Raw genomic sequence first — 26,780 nt, 5'->3', positions numbered from 1 at the left:
AAAGTCGCCAAAACCCAAGCCTTTTCCATCGCGGTGGAAATGCTCTTTTGCAAGCTCAATGCCTGCTTTAGAGGAACTTCACGAACGACCGGAACCTGCCAGGGCACGAAACCGACGATCAATGGTGCAGTCCAATCGCGTTTGCTGGTTGGGTTTGGACCGGAACAATGGGTTGCTCTGTGGCCCTTACATCCTGCGACGGTCTCAGGATGCACGATTTTGCTATGAATAAAGTAGCTGCTCGCGCAATTAATACGGGGGCTGTAGCCCTAAAAGGCACTCAAATCGCCAGCGGATCCACATCAATCGCCCAGCGGATCAGGCCCTTGCATTCCGGCTGCCCGCGCGTGGCGTGCAGCACGCTTTGCCAGCCGTTAAGGAACTGCTGCAGCGCCGCGCGCGAGGGACTTTCGATCAGCATCTGGGCGCGCTCCACATTGGCCACGCGCTGGATGGTCATGGGCACGGCGGGGTAGAGCGTGATCTGGTCCAGCAGCGGGGCCCAGCCCTCCCATTCCAGCATCTCGGTTTGTGCAAACGTGCGGGCGGCGTTCAGAAAGGCTTGCGCGGCTTCCTGCGTCTTGGCGTCGGCGCGCACCAGGGCCTGGGCGCTGAAGGGCGGCATGGCGGCCTGTTCGCGTTCTTTCAGCTGCTGCTCGGCAAAGGCCGGGTAGTCGTGTTTCTTGAGCGCTGCATACAGCGGGTGGGTGGGCTGGAAGGTCTGGATCCACACCTCGCTCTGCGCGCCCAGTGACGCATCCCGCCCGGCCCGGCCGGCGGCCTGCATCAAGAGGCTGAACAGGCGCTCGGGTGCGCGGAAGTCGCTGCTGAACAGGGCGTTGTCGGGGTTCACCGCCGCGACCAGGGTGATGCGCCGAAAGTCGTGGCCCTTGGCAATCATTTGCGTGCCCACCAGCACGTCCACATCGCCCGCGTGCACGGCGGCCAGCTGGGATTCCAGTTCGCCTTTCAGGCGCGTGGTGTCCGCGTCGATGCGGGCGATGCGCAGGTGCTCGCCCCTGGGGTTTTGGGGGGTGACCGAGCCGGCGCGTTTCACGTCCACCAGCAGCTCGGCCAGGTGCTCTTCCAGCTGTTCGGTGCCACGGCCGATGGGCGCAATGTCCACATTGCCGCAGTCCGGGCAGGCGCGCGGTACGCGCTCGGTAAAACCGCAGTGGTGGCAGCGCAGGGTGCGGTCGATCTTGTGGAACACGCGGAAGGCGCTGCAGTGCGGGCATTCACTCTTCCAGCCGCAGTCGTCGCAGGCCAGCACGGGGGCGTAGCCGCGCCGGTTCAGAAACACCATGACCTGCTCACCGCGCGCCACGCGCTCCTTGATGGCATCGATCAGCGGCAGCGAAAACACCGCCTTGCGTGGCTGGTGGTTCATGTCCACCCGGCGCACCAGCGGCAGCTTGCTGGACTCACCCACGCGGCTGGGCATGTGCAGGCGCAGGTAGCGCCCGCCTTCCCCGGCCGGGCGGCTGTGGTGCCAGCTCTCCAGCGAGGGCGTGGCCGAGCCCAGAATCACCTGGGCGCCTTCGAGCTTGCCGCGGTAGATGGCCAGGTCACGCGCCGAGTAGCGCGCGCCTTCGCTGCTTTTGTAGCTGGGGTCGTGTTCCTCGTCCACCACGATGAGGCGCAGTTTGGGCAGGCTGGCAAACACCGCCATGCGCGTGCCCAGCACAATGCGCGCCGCGCCGCCATGAGCCGCCAGCCAGCTCTTGAGCCGCTGCGGGTTGGTCATGCCGCTGTGCAGGCTGACCACCGCCTCCTCACCATACAGCGGCGCAAAGCGCGCCTTGAAGCGCTCTTCGAGCTGCGGCGTCAGGTTGATCTCAGGCACCATGATGAGCGCCTGGGCGTCCGGGGCGGCGGCCAGCAGCTTGTGCACACAGTGCAGGTAGACCTCGGTTTTGCCGCTGCCGGTGGCGCCAAACAGCAGGAAGGGGCCGGGGTGGCTGTCGATCTGGCCTATCACCGTGGCCTGCTCGGGCGTCAGCACCGGCACGGCCAGCACAGCGCCGGTCGCACCCTCCACCGGTTTTTTGCGCTTGAGTCGGCGCGCCATCTGCTCGGGGCTCAGCTCGCGCAGCTGCGGCGGTAGGGCGGCCAGGGCCACCTCGCCTGCCGATCGCTGGTAATAACTGGCCGTGAATGTAAGCAGTTGTTGCCACTGGGCCGACAGCGGCGCAATGCCCTCCAGCGCCCCCGCAATCGCCCGTACTTTGCTGGGATCGAACTCGCCGGTGGCTTCGGTTCCCGTGTTGTCCCACACCACGCCCAGGGTTTCGCGGCTGCCCAGGGGCACGCGCACCAGCGTGCCGGCGGGTAGCGGCTGCTCACTTTGGTAGGTCAGCACCGGCCCCAGCGCGGCGTGCGCAGGCGTATTCACCAGCACGGGCAACCAGTGACTCATGGGAGGGTCACCAGTTCGGCAACGGTGGAGCAGGGGCGGGTCGGCACTTGGGTTAATTTATTGATGTGAACTGGTGAAAAAGGGGCTAAGTGCTTGATTTCAAAGCGCTTTACAGTTCGTTCACGTTTTCTGTGGATAACTTTGTTGATATCTGCGCTTTGCCCCTGCCGAAGCCTTGTAAATCAAGGGTTTGCATTGCAATGCCCAGAAAAAAAGCAAACTTCAAATTCCTTATAAATCAAGCACTTACGCGCGCTATTTCTTTTGTAGCGGGCGTCCCCCATGTGGGGGAAGGGATAACCCTAGCCCCCCCATTTTTGTGCATAAGTAAGTTTGTGGAACTTGAATTTGGTGCACAAATCGTGGTAGCGGAATTACCCGCGCAGGCGTTTGGAGTGCGCGTGCACCGCCGAAACCAGCGCCGCCACGTGCTCGGGCGGGGTGTACTGGCTGATGCCGTGGCCCAGGTTAAAGATGTGCGTGGGGCCGGTGCCACTGCCCTGGTAGGGCGTGCCAAAACTGTCCAGCACCTTGGCCACTTCGGTTTCGATAGCAGCCGGTGGCGCAAACAAGACGTTGGGGTCGATATTGCCTTGCAGTGCCTTGCCGGGGCCGTTCTCCAGGCCACCCACCAAAGCGCGGGCTTTGGCCAGGTTGACAGTCCAGTCCAGGCCCAGCACTTCGCAGTCCAGCGCCTGCATGTCCTGCAGCCACAAGCCGCCGCCTTTGGTAAACACAATGCGGGGCACCACCTTGCCGTCGGTGCCCAAGCGCTTGAGCTGCTTGAGCACGCGTGCGGTGTAGGCCAGGCTGAACTCCTGGAACGCACCATCGGCCAGCACGCCGCCCCAGCTGTCAAACACCATCACCGCCTGGGCGCCCGCGTCGATCTGGGCATTCAGGTAGGCCGCCACCGAGTCAGCATTGATGGCCAGCATGCGGTGCATCAGGTCTGGGCGGCTGTACAGCATGGTTTTGACCAAGCGGTAATCGTCGCTGCCTTTGCCTTCGACCATGTAGCAGGCCAGTGTCCACGGGCTGCCGCTAAAGCCGATCAAGGGCACGCGGCCCTTGCCGTCCACCGTGAGGGCCTTGCGGATGCTGCTCACCGCATCAAACACGTATTGCAGCTTGGCCATGTCTGGCACTTCCAGCTTGGCCACATCGGCCTCATTCTTGATGGGGCTGGCAAAACGGGGGCCTTCGCCTTGGGCAAATGACAGGCCCAGGCCCATCGCGTCGGGCACGGTCAGGATGTCGCTGAACAAAATGGCGGCGTCCAGCGGGTAGCGGTCCAGCGGCTGCAGGGTCACCTCGGTCGCGTAGTCGCGGTTGGTGGCCAGGCCCATGAAACTGCCGGCCGTGGCGCGTGTGGCCACGTACTCGGGCAGGTAGCGCCCGGCTTGGCGCATCAGCCACACGGGGGTGTGGGGCGTGGCCTGGCGCATGCAGGCTTGCAAAAAGCTGGGGTTGTGCAGGGTGTCGAAAGACAGGGCGGCGGGAGCGTACGGGGTGGTGTCGGTCATGGACCGATTGTCGCAGTTCGGCCCCACCCGGCCTTTGTCTTGCCTCAAGTCAAGGCGAGAGGCGGGCGTGCTCCACCAGCAGGCACTTGTCCTGCACACACAGCAGGCCCGCAGCCCGGGCTTGGGCCAGCGCCGCGTCGTGGCGTATGCCCAGCTGCAGCCAAAGGGCCGGTGCGCCAATGGCAATCGCCTCGTCCACCACGGGCGGCACGTCGTCGCTGTTGCGAAACACATCGACTAGGTCAATCGTCTCGTGGGCGGCGGCCTCGGTCAGGCTGCGGTAGACCTTTTCGCCCAGGATCTCGATGGCATTGGGGTTGATGGGCACGATGCGCCAACCCTGGCGCTGCAGGTACTGTGCGACCTTGAAGCTGTCGCGGTGCGGTTTGGGCGAGAGGCCGACCACAGCAACGGTCAGCGGTGTGCGCACCAGCTGGGCAATGGTCTGGGCTTCGGTCAGGGCGGCAGCAGGCATGGGGCGCTCACAAGGTGGCAATGGCGCGGCGCAATTCGCCAGGCGTCAGGATTTCGGACAACACCACGGGCGCCTTGCCTGGTGCGTACAGCACATACACCGGCACACCGCTGCGCCCCAGGGCCTGCAGTGCTTGGGTGATGGCCGGGTCGCGCCGCGTCCAGTCGGCGCGCAGCAGCGTGACGCGCTTGGCGGCAAAGTCGGCTTGCACGTCAGCGTGGGTCAGCGTGGTCTTCTTGTTCACCTGGCAGGTGATGCACCAGGCCGCGGTGAAGTCCACAAACACCGGCTGGCCTTGCGCCAGCGCGGCTTGCACGCTGTTGGGCGCCCAGGGCTGCCAGTCTGTCGCTCCGGGGGCCGCCGTAGCCGCGGCGGCAGGGGGCTCGGAATTCAAGCCATATTGGGCTGTAGTGCCCATGAATACTGCGCAAATAGCTATCGAAATGCTAGCAATCAGAGTGCGGCTGCGGCCTCGCAGGCCCAGCGACCAGACCAGCATGCACACGCCCAAAATCAGCAGCAGCAGGCTGGCGGCGCCGTCCACCCCGCTCAGATGGCCCAGCACCCACACCAGCCACACCACCGTGGCCGCCATGGGGAAGGCCAAAAACTGGCGCAGCGTGTCCATCCAGGCGCCCGGCTTGGGCAGCCAGCGGGCCACGGCGGGCACCCAACTGGCCAGCAGGTAGGGCAGGGCCAGGCCCAGGCCCAGCGCTGCAAAAATGGCCAGCGCCTGCGCGCCCGGCAGCGTGATGGCGTAGCCCAGCGAGGCGCCCATGAAGGGCGCGGTGCAGGGCGAGGCCACGGCCACCGCCAGCACACCCGACAAGAACGCCTCGGCCACCGGGTGGCGCAGCTGCAGGGTGGCCAGGCGCTGTGGCAGCACGCTGCCCACGTTCAACCAACCGGCCAGGTTCAGGGCGATGAGGGTGAACAGCAGCGCCAGCGCCACGATCACGCCCGGCGTTTGCAACTGAAAGCCCCAACCCAGCTGTTCGCCGCCTGCGCGCAGCGCCAGAAGCAGGCCGCCCAGCGCCAGAAACGACATCACCACGCCGGCGGTGTACGCCAGACCCTGCGCCCGCTGGGCCGCACGCGATTGACCGCTCTGTGTAGCAAAGCCCAAGACCTTGATGGCCAGTACCGGGAACACACAGGGCATGAGGTTGAGGATCAGCCCGCCCAGCAAGGCCGTGGCCAGCACCCACAGCAGGCCACCGGGCATGGCCGGGGCGGTGGTTTGGGCTTGTTGGGCATTGGCGGCCAGCGCGGCTTGCAGCGCAGCGGGCACTTCGGCGCGGGCGGCGGTGGCGGGCCATGCGCCTTGCACGGCGGCCTCGGTGCGCAGGCGATCATTCCCTTGCACCAATACCCAAGCCACGGTGGCAGGGCTGGTGTAACGCTGGGCTGAGTGCGGCACCTGGGCGGTCCACACGCCGTCTTGCCAGCCTTGGGTGCCGGCTTGGGTGGCCGTGCCGGACGTGACCGCATCACCGTCGCCGGGCAGGGCCGGGGTGTTCAGCAGTTCGTGGGTTTCGGGGAAGGCGTTGAGGGCCTTGCCGCGCCAACTGGCAGGCAGGCCGCTCACGCGCAGGGCCATGCCAGTATCAGACACCGTGGCTTGCATGGCACCTGCAAACGGTTTGGGCGCGGCAGCCCAGGCCGCCTCAAAACTGGCCCGGTGCAGCGCGGTGGAGCCACGCAGGGGCAGGCGTAGCGCAAATTCACCGTCTTGCGGAATACATTCTTGGCGGCACACCAGCCAGCTGGCCGAGACACGCACTTCCAGGTCCTGCGCCAGGCCGCTGGGGCGGAAGTCGGGCGCAATGGTCAGCGGCACCGGCAGCAGCACCGTGCCCTCAAAACCCAGGTTGGCCAGGCTGCCAATGGCAATCTTGTGCGGCGTTGGCCATGCGATCTCGCCTGCGGTCACGCCGGCGGGCAGGGTCCAGGCCAGCGTGGTGGGCAGGCCGGAGTCGCCGGGGTTCTTCCAGTAGGTATGCCACTGGGGCTGGTGCTGCAGCTGCAGACCCAGCCATACCTGCGCGCCCGGCGCCACGCCCTGGGGCGCGTAGGCCAGCAGCTCGGCGCGCACCTGCTCGGTTTGCACCACCGCCGTGGCCGCCCCGGCTTTAGTGTCAAACTGGGCTCTGGCGCCCGTGGATATTGCGCAAGCAGCTATAAAAACGAGAGCAACTAGGATGCGCCAGAAAGCCGAGCGCGGGATTCGGTAAGAAAACGAGGTCATTGCGGGGTGGGAGCTGCGGCGCGTCCAATAGTTCCGGAGGTGCCTCACGGAGGCGGGGCTGTGGTGGTAAATACAGCGGGCAGTTTGCGGGGCGCACGGATGCGCAGCTGCTTGTTCACATTTTCCTGGCCAAAGACCACGGTGATGTCTGTCACCGCCACGCCAAACAAGGGTGCTAAAAAGCGCACCATGTGGTCGGTGGCTTTGCCGTTCTGCGGCGCAGCGGTCACGCTCACCTTGAGCTGGGTGCCCTTGCGTTTGCCGATGGCGTCTTTGCTGGCGGCCGGTTTGCCAAGGATGTTGACGATCAGGGTGTCACCCTCCCAGGCAAAAAAGGAGTCGCCAGTGGCGTTGCGGGGGCGCTGGGAAGACATGCGCGCATCATAGTAGGGGCGGTGCGAATGCCTTTTGCTTGACCATTGCCAAGGTGGGCGTTGATACTTTGCCCAGACCACCACAGCTTTCATCACCAGGGAGTGAGCAGTTTTGCCCCAGCCAGCCGGTTTTGCAGCGCGTTTCCCCGTCCTGTCCTTGCGCCAGACGCTGATGCTGGGCGTGGCGCTGGGCATTTTGTTGCCCGCGCTGTTTTTGGCTTATTTCCAGGTCACGGCCAAGCTCCAGACCGAAGTGGCCCTGCGCGTGGAGGCGCCGATGCGCCAGTACGCCGAGGTGCTGTCGCGCGGCATGGCCGTGGCGGTGTGGAACCTGGACCGCGGTGTGGCCAGCGAGCTGGTGGATGCCGTGATGCGCAACCCTGATGTGGTCAGCGTGACGGTGACCGACGAGTTTCGGGACGTGTTTGTGCGCAAGCACAACGACAACCTGTCTCCCGGTGCCACACTCAACGACCAGCGCGACATCATTTACAACGGCACCCGGGTGGGCCGCCTCACGGTGGAAATGACCTCCCAGCGCATCGAGCGCGAAATGCGCCAAGACCTGCTGCGTTTTGCGCTGGCGCTGGTGTTGCAAATGGCGCTGGCGTTTTTGGTGATTTGGCCGCTGTTCAACCGCCGGGTGCTCAAGCCCCTGCTGGAGCTGCGCGAAGACGCCCGCCGGCTGGCGCGCGGCGAACTGGCCCTGCCGCTGTCGCCCCAGCGCAAAGACGAGATGGGTGAGCTGGCCCACGCCTTGGACACCATGCGCATGGACTTGGCCGCGCTCATGGCCGAGCGCGAGCACAAGACCCAGGCCCTGCAGCAAGAGCTGACCGAGCGGGCCCGGACCGAAGAAGCTTTGCGCGTCAGCCAGACCAAATTCAAGGCGATCTTTGATGCCTCGCCGGTGTCCATGTCGGTCTCGCGGGTGGTGGATCACGACATCCAGACCATGGATGTGAACAGCGCCTGGGTGCGGGTGTTCGGTATCGAGCGCGAAGTGGCGATTGGCTCCAATGGTTCTCGCACTGGCATCTGGAAAGACGTTGCACAGCGCGAGGAAGGCAACCGCATCCTGCAAGAGCGTGGCGAGTTGATTGGCTACCGCGCCTGGATGCTGCACGGCGTCACGCGGGCCGAGATGTTGTGCGAGCTGTCAGGCCGCATGGTGGTACTGGGCGGGGAGCGGGTGCTCATCATGGCGTTTGACGATATCACCGCCAAACACCGCTACGAAGAAAACATCCTCCAGCTCAACGCCACCCTGGAGCACCGCGTGCAAGAACGCACGCAGGAGCTCTCCAGCACACTGGCCCAGCTCACCGCGGCGCAAAGTGAGCTGGTGCGGGCCGAAAAAATGTCGGCCTTGGGTTCCCTGGTGGCCGGTATTGCGCACGAACTCAATACGCCCATTGGCAACAGCTTGACCGTGGCCAGCACCCTGCAAGACCATGCCAACAGCTTTGCCAACACCATGGCCCAGGGCCTCACCCGCAGCAAGTTGGAAGAGTTTGTCGGCAACACCCGGCAAGGCGCGGGCATTTTGATGCGTGGCCTGCAGCACGCCGCCGAACTGGTGTCCAGCTTCAAACAGGTGGCGGTGGACCAGACCAGCCTGAACCGCCGCAGCTTTGACCTGCAGGCTACGGTGAGCGAGATATTGCTCACCCTGGGGCCCACCATCCGCAAGTCCAACCACCAGGTGGAGTGCGACATTGCCGATGGCATCGTGATGGACAGCTACCCCGGCCCGCTGGGGCAGGTGCTGACCAACCTCATCAACAACGCCCTGCTGCACGCGTTCGAGGGCGTGGAGCGCGGCACCGTACAGGTCAGCGCCAGTCTGACGAGTGAGGGTGCGGTGCGTTTGATGGTGCGTGACAACGGTGCAGGCATTCCTGCGGCGCACTTGCCCAGGGTGTTTGACCCCTTCTTCACCACCAAGTTGGGCCAGGGCGGCAGTGGCTTGGGCCTCAACATCGTCTACAACCTGGTGACCAAATCGCTGGGAGGCACTGTGCATGTGGCCAGCAGCCCGGGCGAGGGCGCCACCTTCAGCATGGTGTTGCCGCGCCTCGCGCCTGCGGTGGCATTTGATCCGTCTGAGCCCGAGGCCTTGGCGCGTTAGCTCGCCTAAGATAGGCGCATGCATAACCCTTCCCTTTTTTGGGCCGACTGGAGCACCCGCGACTTTGCGCAGTGCCGCGCCGATGGCCGTTTGGGCGCCACCATCGCCGTGCTGCCCGTTGCCGCCACCGAGCAACACGGCCCGCACCTGCCGCTGCGCGTGGACACGGCGCTGGTGGATGGTGTGGTGGCCGCCGCAGTGCCGCACATTGCGGCCGAGGTGCCCGCCCTGTTTTTGCCTACCCAAGCCGTGGGCTTCAGCCCCGAGCATGCGCAGTTTGCCGGCACCCTGACCTTCAAAGCCGAGACGGTGATCCGCCTGTGGACCGAGCTGGGCGAAAGTGTGGCGGCCACCGGCGTGAAAAAGCTGGTGCTGCTCAATTCACATGGCGGTCAGGTGGGCCTGCTGGATGTGGTGGCCCGTGACCTGCGTGCCCGCCTTGGCATGCTGGTCTACAGCGTGAACTGGTTTGGCCTGCCGCTGGTAGGCCCGGCTGGCGAGGATGTGAACGCTCTGTTCAGCGCGCACGAACACCGCTTTGGCATCCATGCGGGCGAGATCGAAACCTCCATGATGCTGGCCCTGGCGCCGCAGCAGGTGGCCAAGGCGCAGGCGCAGAACTTTGCCTCCACCTCCGAAGAGCGTGCCAAACGCTTTGCGATTTTGGGCAATGGCAAAAGCGCCAAGCTGGGCTGGCAGATCCAGGACTACAACCCGTCTGGTGCGGTGGGCAATGCCGCCGCCGCCACCGCAGAAAAAGGTCGGGCGGTGCTGGACGCTGCGGGTCGCGCACTGGCGCAAACGCTGGCTGAAATCCACCAGCTACCGGCCGATACGTTGCGGGCCTAGCGCTAGTCCAGGTTGCGGCACTGCCCCACGGCGCTGTCGCCGCGCTGCCAGCAGGGGCTGGCGGTGCTGGGGTCGGGGGTGGGAATACCTTGCAGGTCGATACGCGCCACGCGGGTGTCAAAGGCCTGCACCCCGGCGGCGTCTAGGCGCAGGCGCAGCACCCAGCCCACGCGCTGGTTGGCGTTGTCGGTTTCTTTCATCACAAAATTGCCCACGCTGTAGACGATGGGCTTGCCCCGGTAGTGCTCGATGTCTTGCGTCACATGTGGGTGGCCACCAATCACCGCGTCCGCCCCTGCATCCACCATCCGGCGCGCCAGTTGGCGTTGGCGGGCATTGGCCACCGGCTCGTTTTCCCAGCCCCAGTGCATCACCGGGATCACCAGGTCCGCCTTGTGCACGCTGCGGGCGGCGCGTATGTCAGCCACCACCTGTTCGTCCTCGCTCCAGGCGGAGCCGGGGGCGTCAAAGTCGGCCTCGAAGCTGCGCGGCATGAACTCGTTGTAGCCCAGCAGCGCAATACGCAGCCCCTTGCGTTCGATGATCAGCGGGGTGTGCGCTTCTTGCAGGGTGTGGCCGCCGCCAAAGTAGTCCAACTTGGCCTGGCGCATCAGGCCCAGCATCTCGGCAAAGGCTTCGCGCCCGTAGTCGCCCGAGTGGTTGTTGGCCAGGGCCATGGCGTCAAAGTGGCGCTTGAGCACGGGTAGCACGCGTGGGTGGGCACGGAAGGTGTAGTTCTTCTCGCCGGCCGATCCGGTGGTGGCCACCACACATTCCAGATTGCCCAGACGAATGTCTGCGTTTTTAAAGACTGTGGCAAAGCCCGCAAACGGGTCCTGCCCGCGCTCGATCATGCGGCCCGCATCGTCGTCGAGCACGATGTCGCCGGCGAACACCAGTGTCACTGGCGGCGTTTGCGCCAGCGCGGTCGAGGTGGACAGGCCGAGCGCCACGCCTAAGGCTGCGAAGTAGTGCAGTGCGGTTTTCACGGTGCCACCCCCTGCAAGCTGCATTCGTACTGCAGTTCCCGCTCCACCTCACCGGCATAGACGAATTGTTTGCCGGTTAACGAGGGGGTGTTGGCGAATGGCGGCAGGTAGGTGGCCTGCTGCACCAAGACGGGCTGGCGCCTGGTGTCCAGGTAGGCATAGAGTTTGATGTACTCCAACAGTGTGCCTTCACCCACCACCACGGCCTTGAAGCGAAAGCGCCCGCCCACATCCACCGACGCCACGGGGTAGGGATTGCGCACCGGCGTGGCGTCCAGGGCTTGGGTGCTGCCGGCGTAGGTGAGCTGGCAACGCAGAGTCGGGGTGGCGTGGGCGGCCGTCAGGGCAAAGGCCGCTGCACAGGCGAGGACAGGGTGCAGGATTTGGGGCATGCCGGCATTGTGCGTCACGCCCGCACGCGGCCTACCCCCGGAGAGCGGGCTAGCGGATGCCGCGGATATAGCGGTGCGCGTCCTGCTCGCTGGCGCCCATGAGCGAGTCGGAGGCGCCGGGCATGGCCGGTTTGGCCACGCCACCAATCACCCCAAACAGGCTGCTGCGCGAGGAGCGGGGTGTGTGGGTTGGCACCATGGCCAGCTCCAGCTTGGCGGCCCATTCGGCCAGGTCGGTGTGGCCGTCTTCCTCGGCTGCCGATCGGGCAAAACGCACAATTTCAGCGGCGTACTCGGTGTTGCTGGCCATCCATTCGGTGTCGGTCACGCGGCCGGTCTTGCGGCGCAGCAGCACATGCAAATGGGCGGCAATCGCCAGCTTTTCACTGTTCAACATGCAACACTCCTTGGGGTTTCACCGTTCAGCTTCCCATGTGCTCCCGGTGCTGAGACACATCCAGACCTGTGAGTTCGGAGTTTTCGTCCACCCGCAGGCCCACAATCACTTTGGTCACCCACAGCAGCGCCCAGCTCATGACGCCGCTGTAGACCAGCACCACCAGCACGCCCAGTGCCTGGGTGGCCACACTGCCACTTGCACCCGATATGTTTTTGCTGGCAAAGTAGCCCGTCATCAACGAGCCCACGATGCCGCCAATGCCATGGACGCCAAACACATCCAGCGAGTCATCGGCATTGAGCATGCGTTTGAGCCCGGTAGCACCCCAGTAGCAGGCCAGCCCGGCCACGCCGCCAAAAATGACCGCAGAGCCTGGCGTGACAAAACCCGCCGCAGGCGTGATGGCGACCAGGCCGGCGACCAGCCCCGAGCACAGGCCCAGCAGCGAAGGCCGCCCGCGCATGATCCATTCGCCAAACATCCAGGCCATGGCTCCGGCCGAGGCCGCAATGTGGGTGACCGCCATGGCCAGGCCTGCGCGGCCGTCCGACGCCACGGCCGAGCCTGCATTGAAACCAAACCAGCCCACCCACAGCAGGCCGGCACCCGCCATGGTCAGGCCCAGGTTGAAGGGCTCAAACGGTTCGCGTGCCATAGCCCTTGCGCGCGCCCAGCATGTAGGCACACACCAGGCCCGATATGCCCGCATTGATGTGCACCACCGAGCCGCCTGCAAAGTCCAGCACCCCCATTTGCACCAGCCACCCACCGGGCTCCCATACCCAGTGGGCAATGGGCGCATACACCACGATGGACCACATACCAATGAACCACAGCATGGCCGAGAAGCGCATGCGCTCCACAAAGGCGCCCACAATGAGCGCGCCGGTGATGATGGCAAAGGTGAGCTGGAACATGGCATAGACCGACTCGGGAATATTCGGTGCCACATGGCTCACCGCTACCGTGCCGGCTTCTTTCAAATAACCCAGGCCGGTGAACCACAGCCGGTCGGTGCCACCCAGCCAGGCGCTGCCGGGGGTAAATGCCAGCGAATAGCCCACCGCAAACCACAGCAGGCTCACCATGGCGGCAATCGCCACCACACTGGCCATGGTGTTGATCACGCTCTTCTTGCGCACCATGCCGCCGTAAAACAAGGCAATGCCGGGCAGCGTCATCAGCAGAACCAGCGCGGTGCTGGTCATCATCCAGGCGGTGTCGGCGGCGTTGAGGGTGCTTTGGGGCACCAAGCCGGGCTTGGTGAGCGCAGGAGGTGCAGCCGGGGGCGGGGTCGCTGTGTCGGCTGGTGCCGCCGCAGGGGGCACTGCAACGGGCGCCGCAGCCGGGGCCGAGGCGGCCACAGGAGCATCTGCTACCGTGCCACTAGCCGCTGTTTGTGCTGGGGCCGACAGGCTCCAGGCCAACAACCATACCCCCAAGCAAGGGGCTACCCACTTCGTTCCGAATCGGTGCATCGTGTTCCTCTGTGCGGTCCAACAGAGGCTTCAAAGCACAAGGCGTGCCAGTCGGCACCGGCGCGTGCCTACGAGTACGTCACCCAGTCGGCGTAGGCTGCGTCGTCCAGATGCGGCAGCGTGTTGTAGGTCACCAGCATGTGGCGCTTGGGGGTGTAGGCCAGCTCGGTGATGGAGCTGTTGCGGATGCGCAGGTTCAGCTCAATCGTGGTCTCGGGCGTGGTGCCCAGGATGTGTCCCACGGCGGTGGAGATGGGCCCCCCGCTGCTCACAATCAGCACATTGCCCGTGTGCCGCTGGCGCACATGGTCCAGCGCGCTGGTCACGCCCTCCACAAACGCGCCGTAACTCGGCATGCCCTGCGGGCTCACCACCCCATTCATCCACTGCGTAAGGCCGTCGCGCAGCAGGCGAAAGTGGTGGCGGTACATCTCGGGCGTATCTGCTTTCTCCAGCGGCGCAGGGTGAATGGCGTGGATCACCGCCGCACTGTCGTACTCGTTCAGGCCCGGCCATTCCAGCACTTCATGCGTGAGGCCCGCACCCTTGGCGATGCCGGCCCAGGTCTGGGCATGGCGCTTGAGCGTGCCGGTCATCACCGCCTCAAACTGCAGGCCCTTGCCCGCAAAGTATTCCCCCAGCCGCACGCTCTGCCGGTGGCCGAGCTCGCTCAGGTTGTCGTAATCCGCGGCCCCGAAAGAAGCCTGCCCGTGGCGCACCAAATAGAGATTTCCCATGGGGGAGATTTAAGCCGAATCGGCACTTGGCGCTTGTTAAATGTGCGACAGCAGCTACGAAATTAGGAGCGCTAGTTGTCGTAACTCATGCAGGATTTGTGTGTCACTGCCATTGGCAAGGCAGTCCCATCAAAGAGCAGGAGCTGCTATGTGGGGCGGTGAAATGACGCTAACCCCGCAGTACTTCGGCAAACACCCCCGAGTCCACATTCCCCCCGCACAGCGTGATGCCCACTGTCTGCCCTTGCAGGCCGGCGCGCTCCTGCATGGCGGCGGCAAAGCTGGCAGCGCCAGCGCCTTCGGCCACGTTGTGGGTGCAGGCGAAGAGATCGCGCATGGCTTGGGCGACTTCGGCGTCGGTGACTTGCACGATGTGGTCGATCTCGCCCATCAGGACGTCCAGAGCCTCGGGATCAGCCACGCGGCAGGCCATGCCGTCGGCCAGCTGGGTGGTGACCGGGGCTTCGATGACTTTGCCGGCCGTCAACGAATCCGCATAGGTGGTGGCGTGGGCGCTGACTACGCCGACGATCCGCGCTTGATGGCCCAGCGCCCGTTTGGCGGCCACGGCGCTGCAGGCGCCTGAGCCCTGGCCGATGGGCACATAGATCACGTCCAGTTCCGGTGCTGCCTTGAGCAGTTCCCACCAGTAGGTGGCCACGCCGCGCAGCAGGTCGGGGTGGAAGCTGGGCACCATGTGGGCGCCGCGCTCTTGGGCCAGGCGCATGGCGTGTTCGCGGCTCTCCTGAAAGTCGGTGCCGTGTTCGATGAGCGTGACACCCAGCGCACGCATGGCGGCGTTCTTTTCCAACGAGTTGCCATGCGGAACCACGATGGTGCAGGCCACCCCGTGCGCCCGCGCGGCCCAGCCAATGCTCTGGCCGTGGTTGCCACGCGTGGCGCTGATCACCTCGGCGGGCAGGGCGCCGCGCCGGGCCAGCTGGTCAAAGTAGGTCAGGCCACCACGGATCTTGAAGGCACCCACGGGCGTGTGGTTCTCGTGCTTCACCCAGCAGGTCGCGCCCAGCAGCTTGGCGAGTTGGCCCCAGCGGTACTGCGGCGTGGGGCCGAATTCGCGGTACACCACCTGGGCCGCGGCTTCGATGTCGTGCAGGGTGGGGAGAAGGGTGTTAGCGGTCATGGTGGGTCCTGGGGCAAGGGATTCAATGTGCGTGGGTGCTGGCGCGCAGCAGCTGCAGCCCGGCCAGGCCGAACACGGCGGCCAGCAGGCCTTCCATCCAGCGGCGGCTGCGGGCATAGAGGCGGCGCGCGGTGGGGGTGGAAAACGCCAGCGCATAGCCGGTGAAGATGCCCACCCCCATCACCATGCAACCGGCTACCACCACCCACGCCAGGTGGGGTGAGGCCCCGGCTGGAATGCCGACCGTGACGGTGGACAACCAAGCCAGCACCGCCTTGGGGTTGGTGAGGTGCATGCCGAGGCCGCGCAAGTAGAGTTGGCGTGGCATCGCCTGTGCAGCTTGTGTCGACTGCAGGTCGGCATGGGGCGCACATGCCACGCGTGCCGACTTGAACGCCAGCCACAGCAAATAGAGTCCGCACAGCACCTTCATGGCGATCAGCCCGGTGCTAAAGCTGGCCACCAGCTGCGACACACCCAGCGCTGCCAGTACGCCCCAAAACCACGACCCACACAGAATGCCCGACGCCAACCACAGCGCGGGGCGGCGCCCGGCCTGCATGGCCATGCCCATGATGGCCATATTGCTGGGGCCGGGGCTGCCTGCACCCACCAGGTAGGTGGTCCACGCCAGTGCAAGTTGCGCCGCCAGCGGCGCGTGCAGCCAGGCGTCCAGTGCGGCCATCACAGCGTCACCTGGCCTTCAATACACGTGACCGAATCGCCACCCACCCAGACTTGGCCGCTGTCGTCCTGCTTGATGAAAACACGCCCGGCCCGGCCAATGCAAGTGCCTTGCGCGGCCACGTAGCGGGCAGACGCAATGCCGTCAGCGATCAGCCACTGGGCCAGGCTGGCGTTGAAGCTGCCGGTGACCGGGTCTTCCAGCACACCAATATCGGGGGCGAAAAAGCGCACCTCCACAGAAGGTGTGTCCTCATCCGCAGTGCTGGCACCAGCGTCGCGGGCACCAAAAGCACGCGCCTCGCGGTTGCTGCGGACTATCAAATCAGGAGCTGCTGGCGCAGCATCCATGCCGGCTACACCTACACCGGGCACCAAACCTTTGAGGGCCGCGGCGTCCGGCTGCAGGCTGAGCACGGTGTCCATGCTGTCGAGCAACAGGCCCAGCCAGGTGGGGCCGTTGTTGAGCCACTGGGCTGCCAGAATCTGTTGCGGCTGCAGTCCCAGCGCTTGCGGCCACGCGGGCCGATCAGCGCCGCATCCGGCGTGCTGCGCTGCAGGCTCGGAGCGGCAAAGGCCAGGCGCGCGCCGTCGCGGCGCAGAGGCACCAAACCCTTGGCGCACTCTTGCAAGATGGTGTCGGGAGCCTTGGGCGCGCCGCCGGCCTGCAGCCAGGCGTGGCAGCTGCCCAGCGTGGGGTGGCCGGCAAAGGGCAGCTCGTCACCGGGCGTGAAGATGCGCACCCGGTAGTCCGCGCCTTGGGCTGCGGCCTCGGGGCTGGGCGGCAGCAAAAACGTGGTCTCGCTCAGGTTAGTCCAGCGGGCGAAGGACTGCATTTCTTCGGTGCTGAGGCCGCTGCCGTCCAGCACGACGGCCAGCGGGTTGCCGAGGTAGGGCTGGGCGGTGAACACGTCCACCTGCTTGAAAAGGCGTTGGCGCATGGAAGCTCCGGAAACGGGAATGAGGGTTAGAGCGTGGCCGTGCCACGGATGCAGGTCACCGAATCACCGCCCACCCAGACTTGGCCGCTGGCGTCTTGGCGGATGTGGATGCGGCCCTCGCGCTGGATGCAGGTGCCCTGGTGCACCAGGTAGCTGGCGGGCATGTAGCCATCGGCAATCAGCCACTGGGCCAGGCTCGCGTTCAGGCTGCCGGTCACAGGGTCTTCGTTGATGCCGTTGAGCGCGGCAAAGGCACGCACCTCCAGCTTCTCCGCTATCGAATCAGGAGCTGCTCGCGCAGTATCTACGGCCGCTACGCCCACTTTGACGCCTAAATTTTTGAGCGCAGGGTGATCTGGCTGCAGCTGCAGCACGGACTGCATGTCGTCCACCAGCACACCCAGCCAGTCGGTGCCGTTGCTCAGGTGCTGGGCCGAGATGATTTGTTTGGCCGTCAGGCCCAGCGCGTGCGCCACCTGCGCCAGCAAGCCGGGGCTGGGGTTTTTGCGCTGGAACGAGGGGGCTGCAAACGCCAGTCGGCTGCCGTCGCGGCAGATTTGCACCAAGCCCTTGGCGCACTCTTGCACGATGCGGTCTTTGGCTCGGGGTGTGCCACCGGCCTCCAGCCAGGCGTGGCAGCTGCCCAGCGTGGGGTGGCCGGCAAAGGGCAATTCACCGCCGGGGGTGAAGATGCGCACCCGGTAGTCTGCGCCCAGCGCTGCCGCCTCGGGCGTGGGGGGCAGAACGAAGGTGGTTTCGCTCAAGTTCGTCCATCGTGCAAAGCCTTGCATCTGCGCATCGTTCAGGCCACTGCCGTCGAGCACGACGGCGAGCGGGTTGCCCAGATACGGCTGGGCAGTGAACACATCGACTTGGGCGAAGGGGCGAAGCTGGGGCACGAGGAACCTTTCTAAGAGTGAGCGTTATGAAATAGGCAGGTCAAGCACACCGCGTGTGGCCGGGCGCGCCAGGATGGCGGCAAACCAGCGCTCCAGGTGCGGCCAGCTGGGGCGTGGCTGGGGCAGGGCGAACCAGCGGTGCACATCGCAGGCCACCGGAATGTCGGCCATGCTGAAGTGCTCGCCGCACATCCAGGTGCGGGTGGCCAAATGGTCGTTGAGCTGGGCCATGGCGGGCTCTGTGGCGGCGGTGGAGCGGGCAATCAGTGCCGGGTCGCGCTTGTCAGCCGGCGTGCGGAACCACTGCAGAAACGCGCCACCGCTCTCGCGGTTCAAGGTGGTTTGCTGCCAGTCCATCCAGCGCTCTGCGTCAAAGCGCAGGGCCAAGTCCTGGGGGTAGAGCTGTTCGTTGCCGTACTTGGCAAAGATGTAGCGCACGATGGCGTTGCTCTCCCACAGAACAAAGTCGCCGTCTTGCAACGTAGGCACCAACGCATTGGGGTTCATGGCCAGGTATTCGGGCGTTTTGACCACGCCAAACGCCATGCCCGCATCGCTGCGCGTGAAAGTCACGCCGGTTTCTTGCGCGGCCCACACCACCTTGCGCACGTTGAGGGAGGACAAACGCCCCCAGATATGAACCGCCATGCTTAGCTCCTTTGGGCGTGGATGGCTTCGGCCAGTGCGGCCACACCGCGGTGGATTTCTTCCACGCTGGGGGTCACAAAGCTCAGGCGCATGGCGCGGGCGTCGGCATTGCCTGCGTAGAACGGTGCACCCGGCACAAAGGCCACACCCTTGTCCACTGCGTGGGGCAGCAGGTCTACGGCGTTCATGCCCGCTGGCAGGCGCGCCCACAAGAACATGCCACCGGCCGGAGTGTTCCAGGTGAAGGTGCTGTCGGCGTTGGCGGCGTGCGGCCCTTGTGATTCGGGGAAGTGCTTGGCCAGAGCCTCCAGCATGGCGTCGCGCTGGGCTTTGTAGAGGCTGCGGATGGTGGGCACATGGCGATCCAGAAAACCGTTTTGCATCACCTCAAAAATCAGGCGTTGGTTGAAGCCGGGGCTGTGCAAATCGGCCGCTTGCTTGGCTTGCAGCAGCTTGGGGTACACCGCTTTGGGGGCCACGACAAAGCCCATGCGCAGGCCGGGGGCCAGCACCTTGGAGAACGAGCCGAGGTAAATGCCGCCCTCGGGGTTGCGCGCGGTCAGGGGCGCGGGGGGCGCTTGGTCAAACCACAGGTCGCCATAGGGGTTGTCTTCCATGATGGGCAGGCCGCTGCGGGCTGCTTCTGCGCTGAGTGCCGCGCGGCGCGCCTCGGTCATGCTGCGGCCGGTGGGGTTCTGGAAGTTGGGCAGCACGTACAAAAAGCGCGCGTCGGCCGACTTGGCAGCCAGGTCGGCAATGTCGATGCCTTCGTCGTCGCTGGCCACGCTCACCACGTTGGGCTCCATGGGCGTGAAGGCCATCACCGCGCCCAGGTAGGTGGGGGACTCGACCAGCACCTTGCTGCCCGCGTCGATCAAGATTTTGGCGACCAGGTCCAGGCCCTGCTGTGACCCGGTGGTGATGAGCACCTGCGCGGGATCCACATTCCAGGTCACGCCGGCAGCGGCGCTTTGGGCTTTGAGCTGGGCGGCGACCAGTTCGCGCAGCGGGCCATAGCCCTCAGACGCTGCGTATTGCAGGGCGCCAGCCGGGTCGTCTTTGAGCACCTTGGCGCATGCGGCTTCAAACTCGGCCACGGGGAAGGTTTTGCTGCTGGGCAGGCCGCCGGCAAAACTGATGATGCCGGGCTTCTCGGTCACTTTCAGGATCTCGCGGATCACCGAAGGGTTCATCTTGGCGGCACGTTCGGCCAGGGTCCAGTGGGTCGTGTTTGTCATGGTTGTCTTCTCTCAAAAAATCAGGGTCAAGGCATGAGCATAGGGTAGAGCGAGGCCACCAGGGCCAGCGCCATGGTGATGTTGAAGATGCGCAGGCGCAGCGGGTCTTGCAGCAGGCCGCGCATGGCCTGGCCAAAGCCCAGCCACACCGCCGAGCAGGGGCTGCCCAACACCAGCGACATCAGCGCCAGCAGCAGCACTTGGGACAGAGTGGCGTCGGGCGGCAGGTAGGCGCTCATGGCGGTAACGATCATCACCCAGGCCTTGGGGTTGATCCACTGGAAAGCCGCAGCGCCCCAGAAGCCCAAGGGTTGTGCTGCTGGCGCATCTGGGTCGGCGTTGGCCGGGCGGGCGGTGGCCAGCTTCCAGGCCAGCCACAGCAGGTAGGCCGCGCCGCCCCAGCGCATCAGCTGGTAGAGCGCCGGAAACCGGTCCAGCACCGCATGCAAGCCCAGGCCCACGCACAGCAGCATTACGGTGAAGCCGATCTGCACCCCCAGCAGGTGCGGCAGCGAGCGGCGCACGCCAAAGTTCACCCCCGAGGCCATCAGCATGGTGTTGTTGGGCCCCGGTGTGACGGAGCTCACGATGAGGAACAGGGCCGCGGCAATCATCAGGTCGGTGTTCATGCGGCGGCTGCTTTCACAGGGGTTTGCACCGGCATGCGCCGGCCGATGAAGACCGTTGCAATCACCGCCACGCCAAAGCCCACGGTCACCGCGTCCAGCCGCTCACCCAGCAAGGGCACGGCGAACAGCATGCCCAGAAAGGGCTGTAGCAGCTGCACCTGGCTTACGCGCACCGTGCCGCCCAGGGCCAGGCCCTTGTACCAGGCAAAAAAGCCCAGCCACATGGAGAACACCGACACATAGGCAAACGCCACCCAGGCGCTGGCCGGCAGCGCCACGCCAGGAAACTGCCACACGGCCAGCGGCAAGTTGATCGGCAGTGCAATCACCAGCGCCCAGCAAATCACATGCTCGGCCCGCATGCGCTGCGACAGGCGCCCGCCATGGCCATAGCCCACGGCCGCACAGGCCATGGCTAGCAGCAAGAGCACGTCTGCCATTTGCAAGGTGAGGCCGCTTTGGCCCGAGCGCAAGACAGCAAACGCCACCACCAGCGCCGTGCCCGCCAGCGCGCAGACCCAGAAGCCGGTAGACGGTCGCTGCCGATTCAGGAACGCGCCCACCACGGCAGTAGCCAGCGGCAGCACCCCCACCATCACACTGGCGTGCACCGCCTCCACATGGCGCATGGCCAGCGAGGTAAAGATGGGAAAGCCAAACACCACCCCCAAAGCGACCAGCACCATCGGGCCCCAGGTGTCGCGCGGCGGCAGCGGTGCGCGGCTGAACCACAACAAAAGCGCTGACAGCACGCCCGCCACCACAGCCCGGCCCACGGCAATGAACAGGCCCGACATCAGCGGCGCCTCGGGCGTGCCCACGGCCAGCCGTGTCATGGGCAGCGTCATGGCAAAGATGGTGATGCCCAAGAGGCCCAGCCACAGGCCCTTTTTTAGGTTGGCGGTGTGTGAAGTGCTCATAGCGATCCCATCCAAGCGGCCGTAGCCACCAACACGGCAGCCATGCCGCGGTTGAACCAGCGCAGGCGCTGCGCCGTGGCCACACCGGCGACCACCGGGCCGCTGAGCCAATCGCGCAAGAGCGAGCCAATGGCCGCGTAGAGCAGGTTGCTGAAGAAACCAAAGGCCAGCATCAGCGGCAGCGTGATGGCAAAGCGCGCCAGCACGTCCTCGCGCCCGGCCAGCCAGCCGGCAGTCACCGTCAGGCCCAACATCCAGGCCTTGATGTTGAGAAACTGCAGCGCCACGCCCTGCCAAAAGGTCACGTTGAGCCGGCTGGCGTCCGCCTCGCCCAGGCTGCTGGCGCGGGCCAGCTTGACCGCCAGCCACAGCAGGTAGGCAATGCCCAGCCACTGGATGGCGCTGCGCAACAGCGGCAGAGCCACCACCAGCGCACCCAGGCCACCGGCACACAGGGTGAACAACAGGCCCCAGCCCAGTGGCACAGCCAGCACAAAGTGCAGCGCACCGCGCAAGCCCCGGTTGGCCGCCAGTGCGGTAGACAGCGTGGTGTTGGGCCCCGGCGTGAAGCTGGCCGCGGTGGACAGCAAGAGCAGCGCGGTGAACTCGGCAGCGGTAAAGGTGGTGAACATGCGATTCACTGTACTTGGAATAGCAGCACACTTGCAGTACAGTTTGTATGAACAGAAACCAAACTGTATTGCTGGCACGGCCAGCACAGAGGACGCCCCATGCTCATGAAAACCGCGGCCCAAAGCCTGGCCGAACAACTGGCGGCGCTGTTTGCCCAGCGCATCCGCGACCGCCTGCTGGCACCCGGTGCGCGCCTGCCCTCGGTACGCCTGTGCGCGCAGCAGCAAGGCGTGAGCCCGTCCACCGTGGTGGGGGCTTACGACCAGCTGCTGGCCCAGGGGCTGGTGGAGGCGCGCAAAAACCGTGGCTTTTATGTACGAGAAATGCCTTCGGCCGCCGTGGGTAGTGCGCAAGCAGCTATCGAATCAGGAGCGCACGGCGTGGCTAATTTGATGCTCACCGTGCCCCAGCGCTACGCCCCGCTCAACGCCACGGCGCTGATCCGCGGCATGTTCAAGGGCGTGAGCAACAAGCCCCAGCCCGGCATGGGCGTGCTGCCCAAGGAGTGGCTGCAGTCCACGTTTTTGGCCACGGCCGTGCGGCGCAGCTGCAGTGTGGAGGCGCTCAACGCGTTCTCGTTGCAATACGGCGAGCCGGCCGGCGACATCGGGCTGCGCCGCGCGCTGTCCACTAAGCTAGCAGGCCTGTCGGTACACGCCGCGCCCGAGCAAATCATCACCACCGTGGGTGCCACCAACGCGCTGGACGTGGTGAGCCGCACCCTGCTGCGCGCGGGCGACTACGTGATGGTGGAAGAGCCCGGCTGGGCGATCGAGTTTGCGCGGCTCGATTCGCTGGGCATGCGCATCCTGCCGGTGCCGCGCCGCGCCGAGGGGCCCGACCTGGAGGTGATGGCGCAGTACTGCCAGCAGCACCGGCCCAAGCTGTTTGTGAGTGTGAGCGTGTTCCACAACCCCACGGGGTTTTGCCTCTCGCCAAGCAGCGCCTACCGTATCTTGCAGCTGGCCAACCAGCACGACTTTCATATTGTTGAGGACGACACCTACAGCCACTTCGCGCCCGAACACGCCACGCGCCTGTGTGCGCTGGACGGCCTGCAGCGCACCATTTACGTGGGGGGCTTTGCCAAAATTTTGGCGCCCAACTGGCGCGTGGGCTACCTGGCCGCCCCCAAAGACCTGGCCGAGCGGCTGCTGGACACCAAGCTGCTGTCCACGCTGACCACGCCCGCGCTTCTGGAAAAAGCGCTGGCCTGGTGCATAGACCAAGGCCAACTGCGCCGCCACGCCGAGCGCATCCGCACCCAGCTGGACGGCGCCCGCGCCCGCAGCGTCAAGTTGGCGCTGGCGCACGGCTGCACCTTCGCGTCCGACCCCGTGGGCCTGTTTGGCTGGGTGGAAACTGGTGTGGACACCGACGCCCTGAGCCAGCGCATGCTGGACGAGGGCTACCTGCTCGCGCCCGGCGCCCTGTTCCACGCGCAGCGAACGCCCAGCAGCCTCATGCGCATCAACTTCGCCAGCACGCAAGAGGCGCAGTTCTGGAAAACCTTTGCACGGCTGCGCGATGAGCAGGTGCGCGCATGAAGCGGCTAGCCCTCGCAGCTCTGGCCCTGTGGCTGTGTGCCAGCAACTTGGCTTTGGCCGCCCCCCAGACCCGCTGTGGCTGGTGGGACAACCCCAGCCCCGGCAACGTGTGGCTGCACGACAAAGATGGTGAGTGGGAAGTGGCCGTGCAAGGCGGCCACCAGGCCGAGGGCGACTGGCCCGAGATACCCGCGCGGCAGAAAGTGCGCGTCAACGGCGCCTACGGCTATGGCTGCGCGTGTGTCCGCGTCACCGTCAACACCAAGACCCGCCAGGTGCTGCGCATCCTGAGAGCGCAAGCCCGCCCCCTGGCCCAGTGCCGTGCCGACGCTGCGCTGGGCAAGCCACCCGGATGATTTTTTCATTGGAGACACATTGATGGTGACCTGTTACCTGCGCTACGTGATTGACCCTTACAAGCTCGCCGAGTTCGAGCACTACGGCAAGCTTTGGATTCCGCTGGTGGAGCGCTTTGGCGGCCAGCACCATGGCTACTTCCTTCCGTCAGAAGGCGCCAACAACATTGCGCTGGCCATGTTCAGCTTTCCCAGCCTGGCCGCCTACGAGACCTACCGCCAGCAGTCCATGCAGGATGCCGAATGTCAGGCCGCCTTCCGCTACGCCGAAGAGACGCGCTGCATCATCAGCTATGAGCGAACGTTCTTCCGGCCGGTGTTTCATTGAGGCAAAATTTGCTATTTATTTGATAGCTGGCCGATAGGTCACCACCCCCAGGCGGCGCGCAGCGGCCTTTGCTGCCTGGCACCGCTGCTGCATCCTCGCCCCCAAAGAGGGATGGGGCACCAAGGACGGGCCTTGCCAGGGCTTTGCGCTAGGTGCTTACATGCAAAATAGGCCGCTAGCCCTCTTGGAATGTGCGCAAGCAGCTACTAAAATAATAGCGTTTCAGTTGTGCGGCAGTAGCCACAGGCACAGCGCCAGCCAGCAGCCGCGCAGCGCCGGGGTGGAGGGAGCCCCTGGGGGCGGACGGGCCACCCACCGGCGCGGCCTGTGCGCTGTAAGCGCCAGGCCCACAGGGTGGGCGGGGAGAGCCACACGTGATGCTGCGCGGCACGCGCCTGGCTAAAACCACTCTGCGGTGACGGCACCAGCCGTGACCGCGCTGGCTGGGGATGTCGGGCGGGGGGCGTATGACTACACGGAGTTCGCCACTATTTTCACTTGCAGGGCAAGGGCCGCAAGACATAACGGGGGTTTCCGGTAAACCCGCAAGGGCGCAATGACTGCGGCTACTTCGCCAAACAAGCTGTTATGTTAAAGCGCGAAGCGATTTACCCTGCAAACCTGCCGGGCGGGCCGGGCTCCGATGCCCGGACTGGACTGCAATCGATGCTCTGCGCGGGGACGCGCATGGAGTTGAATCTATCAACTGCTTTGCAATGCTCAGTCTCGAACCTCTTTGCTTAACTGCACACGAATGGGCTCATCGTCACGAGTCAACGTAGGTTCAGTGGTATCTCAGAGTACAAGCCTATTTCTTCTTACCGTCCCAGCTTCCAGTTTCACGTCTACATTGACAGGATCAAGATACGAATACGCTCCCCCATCCAACCACCCGACACTCAAATCCGGCTGCAATTCCAGGCCAGGGCAATGGACAGGAATTCTTTACAAACTTACCGGCATCTCCACCGACTCAACCAACTAGGCTTCGGCGCCTTGAATGACCATGTACCGCATCAATACAAAAACATTTGCTCCGATCAACTTTTCACCTTGTTCAACCAACGATCTGAAAGAATAATTCGCGTTCATTTTGACCTCTTTGTAACTGCAGCTTCGCCGGAGAAACGGCCCTGAATTCTTCAATCGGCGTGAAGTATTGCCGCCCTCCGGCTGGGTCACGAATTGCAACCACTTGTTTTCCATTTCTCACTGTTACGCCGTCGACAACAACTGCATGCCCGCCACGGTCTAAAGTCATCCTGACGATTGCCGGATCGCCATTTGCCGTTGCTGCTGCAATGTCTTCAACGGTAGCGCCCAAAACGCGCTGAGCGGGTTGACCGTTATCGTTTAACACCCTCACAAAGCCGGGGCATCGTGGTTCCTGTGCTAGTAACTCCCGACTGAGAAATCCACAGTGCCAAGATCGGCTTCAATTCCTGCACACCTGCTGAGTTCAAAACCATTCCGCACGATGTGGGTCCTGCGCAAGTCGGCAATTGGCCTTGATTAATGACAATCCGATCTCCAGCGCGCGGGATGCTCGTGCTCAACGGATTGCCTGGCTCTAGGTTACCAACGACAGTGGAGCGCACGTACTCCCCGGTGACCGCCCTTTACCAGCCTGACGACTGGCCCCACTAGCCGTAGCCTGCTCAACCTTCGCCTCCGCTAGCACCACCTGCAGCTCCTTCGCGATTACTGCAGGATCGGTGGTTTGGGCAACCACGGCTTTGAGGCGAGCCGCAGCAATTGCGGCAGTCGGCGCACTCAGTCCCAACGTAGGCACACCGGATGCGGCCTCCGCTGCACTAATGCTGAGGTCGGTCAGCAGCCCCGAGCAGGCTGCGGCACCGCCGCTACTTCCACACGCCGCCGCCACGGCTCGGCCTACATTGAGCAGCACACCCGCCCCTACCGCTGTGGCTCCTACAGCTAGAGCGGCTTTCACAACCAACTGGCTGCTTTTCAGATGCTCTGCACCCCATTGCAGGCTCTCCACGGCTCTGCCCAGGTCACTCACTTGGCGCTGAATAAGCCGGTCTGTGGTGGCGCCACCTAGCGCCGCACGCACTTCTGGGTTTTGCAGTTCTTTGAGGGCAGCTGCCATACCTTGTACCTGGGTGGTACAAGCTTCTGGGTTGGCCTTGCAGGTGCTTTGTACCCCTCCCACATTGCGCTGCGCGCCTTGACCTACAAGAACCCTGAGCAACGCATCGCAACCCACTGTGCAGGCCTTGAGCTTGTCAACAGCGTTCTTGATATCCCGTGTTTCCAAGAAGTTGTTTTGCACCGCGTTGACGCCAGTTGCAGAAGCAATGTTCACGCTCTGGGCACTGCCATCACCAGTGAGTGCGCCTGCTGTGGCGCTGACCACCTTCACAAAGTCCAGCACCTCGGCATCGGTCTTGTCGCCCGTGGGGTCGTACCACTGCGCTGCCAACTCTCCCACCAGGGCACCCGCAGCCCCCGGCGTGCAACCACTGCCATTACCCGCTGTCGCAGCGCCTGAAACGCAGCCCAGCAGCGCATGGGCCAAGGCTTGCCCAGCTGGGTTGAGCGTGGCGTTTCCATTCGCATCCGGTAGCGTCATTGCACCGATAGCTTTGGCACCAAATGCCATGCTGGTGCTCACCACGGCGTTGAGCAAGGCAGACTGCAAGCCGTCTTCCAAGCTAGAGCCAGTCAGCGCACTGTTGATGCTGGCGCTGGCGAAGTTGTTGGCAATGTTCTTGCCAAAGTTGCTCGCAAAGTCCGCTGTCTTTGGGCTGATGTCTTGCCAGCCCATGGTGCTG

24 protein-coding genes and 2 pseudogenes are annotated in these 26,780 nt (G+C 64.6%); 5 read left to right on the top strand and 21 right to left on the bottom strand.

Going from position 1 to position 26,780, the window contains the following annotated elements; genetic code table 11:
- Positions 1 to 280: 280 nt before the first annotated feature.
- The 5 genes from priA to U5O12_RS04520 form a co-directional block, all read right to left on the bottom strand.
- Positions 281 to 2,419, bottom strand: a complete 2,139-nt coding sequence (gene priA / locus U5O12_RS04540) for a replication restart helicase PriA (RefSeq protein ID WP_322577496.1) — start codon at positions 2,417 to 2,419, stop codon at positions 281 to 283.
- A 374-nt stretch (positions 2,420 to 2,793) separates the two neighbouring features.
- A complete protein-coding gene (gene hemE, locus U5O12_RS04535) occupies positions 2,794 to 3,945 on the bottom strand; it encodes a uroporphyrinogen decarboxylase (RefSeq protein ID WP_416221446.1) in 1,152 nt (383 codons plus the stop codon).
- Between the two features lie 49 nt (positions 3,946 to 3,994).
- Positions 3,995 to 4,420: a CoA-binding protein gene (locus U5O12_RS04530; protein WP_322577495.1), complete on the bottom strand. Its 426-nt coding sequence runs from the start codon at positions 4,418 to 4,420 to the stop codon at positions 3,995 to 3,997.
- A gap of 7 nt (positions 4,421 to 4,427) precedes the next feature.
- Complete coding sequence (locus U5O12_RS04525) at positions 4,428 to 6,668, bottom strand: protein-disulfide reductase DsbD family protein (protein WP_322577494.1); 2,241 nt, start codon at positions 6,666 to 6,668, stop codon at positions 4,428 to 4,430.
- A gap of 44 nt (positions 6,669 to 6,712) precedes the next feature.
- The gene (locus tag U5O12_RS04520; RefSeq protein WP_322577493.1) at positions 6,713 to 7,042 is read right to left on the bottom strand and encodes a DUF167 domain-containing protein; all 330 of its coding nucleotides are present in this window, start codon (positions 7,040 to 7,042) and stop codon (positions 6,713 to 6,715) included.
- 112 nt (positions 7,043 to 7,154) lie between these two features.
- On the opposite strand from U5O12_RS04520, the gene U5O12_RS04515 reads away from it, so the two are divergent.
- Together U5O12_RS04515 and U5O12_RS04510 are read left to right on the top strand one after the other, a co-directional pair.
- Positions 7,155 to 9,173 carry an ATP-binding protein gene (locus tag U5O12_RS04515; RefSeq protein ID WP_322577492.1) on the top strand — a complete coding sequence of 673 codons (2,019 nt, stop codon included), beginning with the start codon at positions 7,155 to 7,157 and terminating at the stop codon, positions 9,171 to 9,173.
- 18 nt (positions 9,174 to 9,191) lie between these two features.
- Entirely contained in the window at positions 9,192 to 10,022 is an 831-nt protein-coding gene (locus U5O12_RS04510) for a creatininase family protein (RefSeq protein WP_322577491.1), read from the top strand.
- Positions 10,023 to 10,024: 2 nt separating this feature from the next.
- Here U5O12_RS04510 and U5O12_RS04505 read toward each other — a convergent pair whose 3' ends face one another.
- From U5O12_RS04505 to U5O12_RS04440, 14 genes and pseudogenes are all read right to left on the bottom strand, one after another.
- Positions 10,025 to 11,035 (bottom strand): CapA family protein, encoded by a 1,011-nt coding sequence (locus U5O12_RS04505; protein WP_416221445.1) that lies wholly within the window; start codon positions 11,033 to 11,035, stop codon positions 10,025 to 10,027.
- Positions 11,008 to 11,403, bottom strand: coding sequence for a hypothetical protein (locus U5O12_RS04500; protein ID WP_322577489.1), 396 nt, complete (start codon positions 11,401 to 11,403; stop codon positions 11,008 to 11,010). The genes U5O12_RS04505 and U5O12_RS04500 overlap by 28 nt, the downstream gene beginning before the upstream one ends.
- A gap of 49 nt (positions 11,404 to 11,452) precedes the next feature.
- A complete protein-coding gene (locus U5O12_RS04495) occupies positions 11,453 to 11,800 on the bottom strand; it encodes a hypothetical protein (RefSeq protein ID WP_322577488.1) in 348 nt (115 codons plus the stop codon).
- Positions 11,801 to 11,825: 25 nt separating this feature from the next.
- Positions 11,826 to 13,014 (bottom strand): annotated as a pseudogene (locus tag U5O12_RS04490) (ammonium transporter).
- Between the two features lie 335 nt (positions 13,015 to 13,349).
- Entirely contained in the window at positions 13,350 to 14,018 is a 669-nt protein-coding gene (locus tag U5O12_RS04485) for a histidine phosphatase family protein (RefSeq protein WP_322577487.1), read from the bottom strand.
- A gap of 169 nt (positions 14,019 to 14,187) precedes the next feature.
- Entirely contained in the window at positions 14,188 to 15,159 is a 972-nt protein-coding gene (locus tag U5O12_RS04480; RefSeq protein ID WP_322577486.1) for a threonine dehydratase, read from the bottom strand.
- A gap of 22 nt (positions 15,160 to 15,181) precedes the next feature.
- Positions 15,182 to 15,844, bottom strand: a complete 663-nt coding sequence (locus U5O12_RS04475; protein ID WP_322577485.1) for a LysE family translocator — start codon at positions 15,842 to 15,844, stop codon at positions 15,182 to 15,184.
- A pseudogene (locus tag U5O12_RS04470) lies at positions 15,844 to 16,784 on the bottom strand (PhzF family phenazine biosynthesis protein). Before U5O12_RS04470 ends, U5O12_RS04475 begins: the two are co-directional and overlap by 1 nt.
- 26 nt (positions 16,785 to 16,810) lie before the next feature.
- Entirely contained in the window at positions 16,811 to 17,683 is an 873-nt protein-coding gene (locus U5O12_RS04465) for a PhzF family phenazine biosynthesis protein (protein WP_322577484.1), read from the bottom strand.
- Positions 17,684 to 17,707: 24 nt separating this feature from the next.
- On the bottom strand, positions 17,708 to 18,331 hold the full coding sequence (locus U5O12_RS04460; protein ID WP_322577483.1) for a glutathione S-transferase: 624 nt from the start codon (positions 18,329 to 18,331) through the stop codon (positions 17,708 to 17,710).
- Between the two features lie 2 nt (positions 18,332 to 18,333).
- Positions 18,334 to 19,569, bottom strand: coding sequence for a PLP-dependent aminotransferase family protein (locus U5O12_RS04455; RefSeq protein WP_322577482.1), 1,236 nt, complete (start codon positions 19,567 to 19,569; stop codon positions 18,334 to 18,336).
- Between the two features lie 26 nt (positions 19,570 to 19,595).
- Positions 19,596 to 20,198 (bottom strand): LysE family translocator, encoded by a 603-nt coding sequence (locus U5O12_RS04450; protein WP_322577481.1) that lies wholly within the window; start codon positions 20,196 to 20,198, stop codon positions 19,596 to 19,598.
- The gene (locus U5O12_RS04445; RefSeq protein WP_322577480.1) at positions 20,195 to 21,118 is read right to left on the bottom strand and encodes a DMT family transporter; all 924 of its coding nucleotides are present in this window, start codon (positions 21,116 to 21,118) and stop codon (positions 20,195 to 20,197) included. Before U5O12_RS04445 ends, U5O12_RS04450 begins: the two co-directional genes overlap by 4 nt.
- Positions 21,115 to 21,750 carry a LysE family translocator gene (locus U5O12_RS04440; protein ID WP_322577479.1) on the bottom strand — a complete coding sequence of 212 codons (636 nt, stop codon included), beginning with the start codon at positions 21,748 to 21,750 and terminating at the stop codon, positions 21,115 to 21,117. The genes U5O12_RS04445 and U5O12_RS04440 overlap by 4 nt, the downstream gene beginning before the upstream one ends.
- 99 nt (positions 21,751 to 21,849) lie before the next feature.
- Here U5O12_RS04440 and U5O12_RS04435 point away from each other — a divergent pair, with 99 nt between their 5' ends.
- Genes U5O12_RS04435 through U5O12_RS04425 form a run of 3 tightly spaced genes read left to right on the top strand, consistent with a single transcriptional unit; the run spans position 21,850 to position 23,982 of the window.
- Positions 21,850 to 23,298 carry a PLP-dependent aminotransferase family protein gene (locus U5O12_RS04435; protein WP_322577478.1) on the top strand — a complete coding sequence of 483 codons (1,449 nt, stop codon included), beginning with the start codon at positions 21,850 to 21,852 and terminating at the stop codon, positions 23,296 to 23,298.
- Positions 23,295 to 23,654, top strand: a complete 360-nt coding sequence (locus tag U5O12_RS04430) for a DUF4087 domain-containing protein (protein WP_322577477.1) — start codon at positions 23,295 to 23,297, stop codon at positions 23,652 to 23,654. The genes U5O12_RS04435 and U5O12_RS04430 overlap by 4 nt, the downstream gene beginning before the upstream one ends.
- Positions 23,655 to 23,676: 22 nt before the next feature.
- The gene (locus tag U5O12_RS04425) at positions 23,677 to 23,982 is read left to right on the top strand and encodes an NIPSNAP family protein (protein ID WP_322577476.1); all 306 of its coding nucleotides are present in this window, start codon (positions 23,677 to 23,679) and stop codon (positions 23,980 to 23,982) included.
- A 1,057-nt stretch (positions 23,983 to 25,039) separates the two neighbouring features.
- On the opposite strand, the gene U5O12_RS04420 is transcribed toward U5O12_RS04425, so the two are convergent.
- Both U5O12_RS04420 and U5O12_RS04415 read right to left on the bottom strand, forming a co-directional pair.
- Positions 25,040 to 25,306, bottom strand: coding sequence for a hypothetical protein (locus tag U5O12_RS04420; RefSeq protein ID WP_322577475.1), 267 nt, complete (start codon positions 25,304 to 25,306; stop codon positions 25,040 to 25,042).
- A 246-nt stretch (positions 25,307 to 25,552) separates the two neighbouring features.
- Positions 25,553 to 26,780, bottom strand: a 1,228-nt coding sequence (locus U5O12_RS04415; RefSeq protein WP_322577474.1) for a DUF637 domain-containing protein, incomplete at its 5' end; no start/stop codon positions are given.

Source organism: Rhodoferax sp., assembly GCF_034519335.1.
Lineage (GTDB): Bacteria > Pseudomonadota > Gammaproteobacteria > Burkholderiales > Burkholderiaceae_C > Allorhodoferax.
Note: the sequence above shows the minus strand (reverse complement) of the source record. Positions and strands in the feature narration are given on the sequence as shown.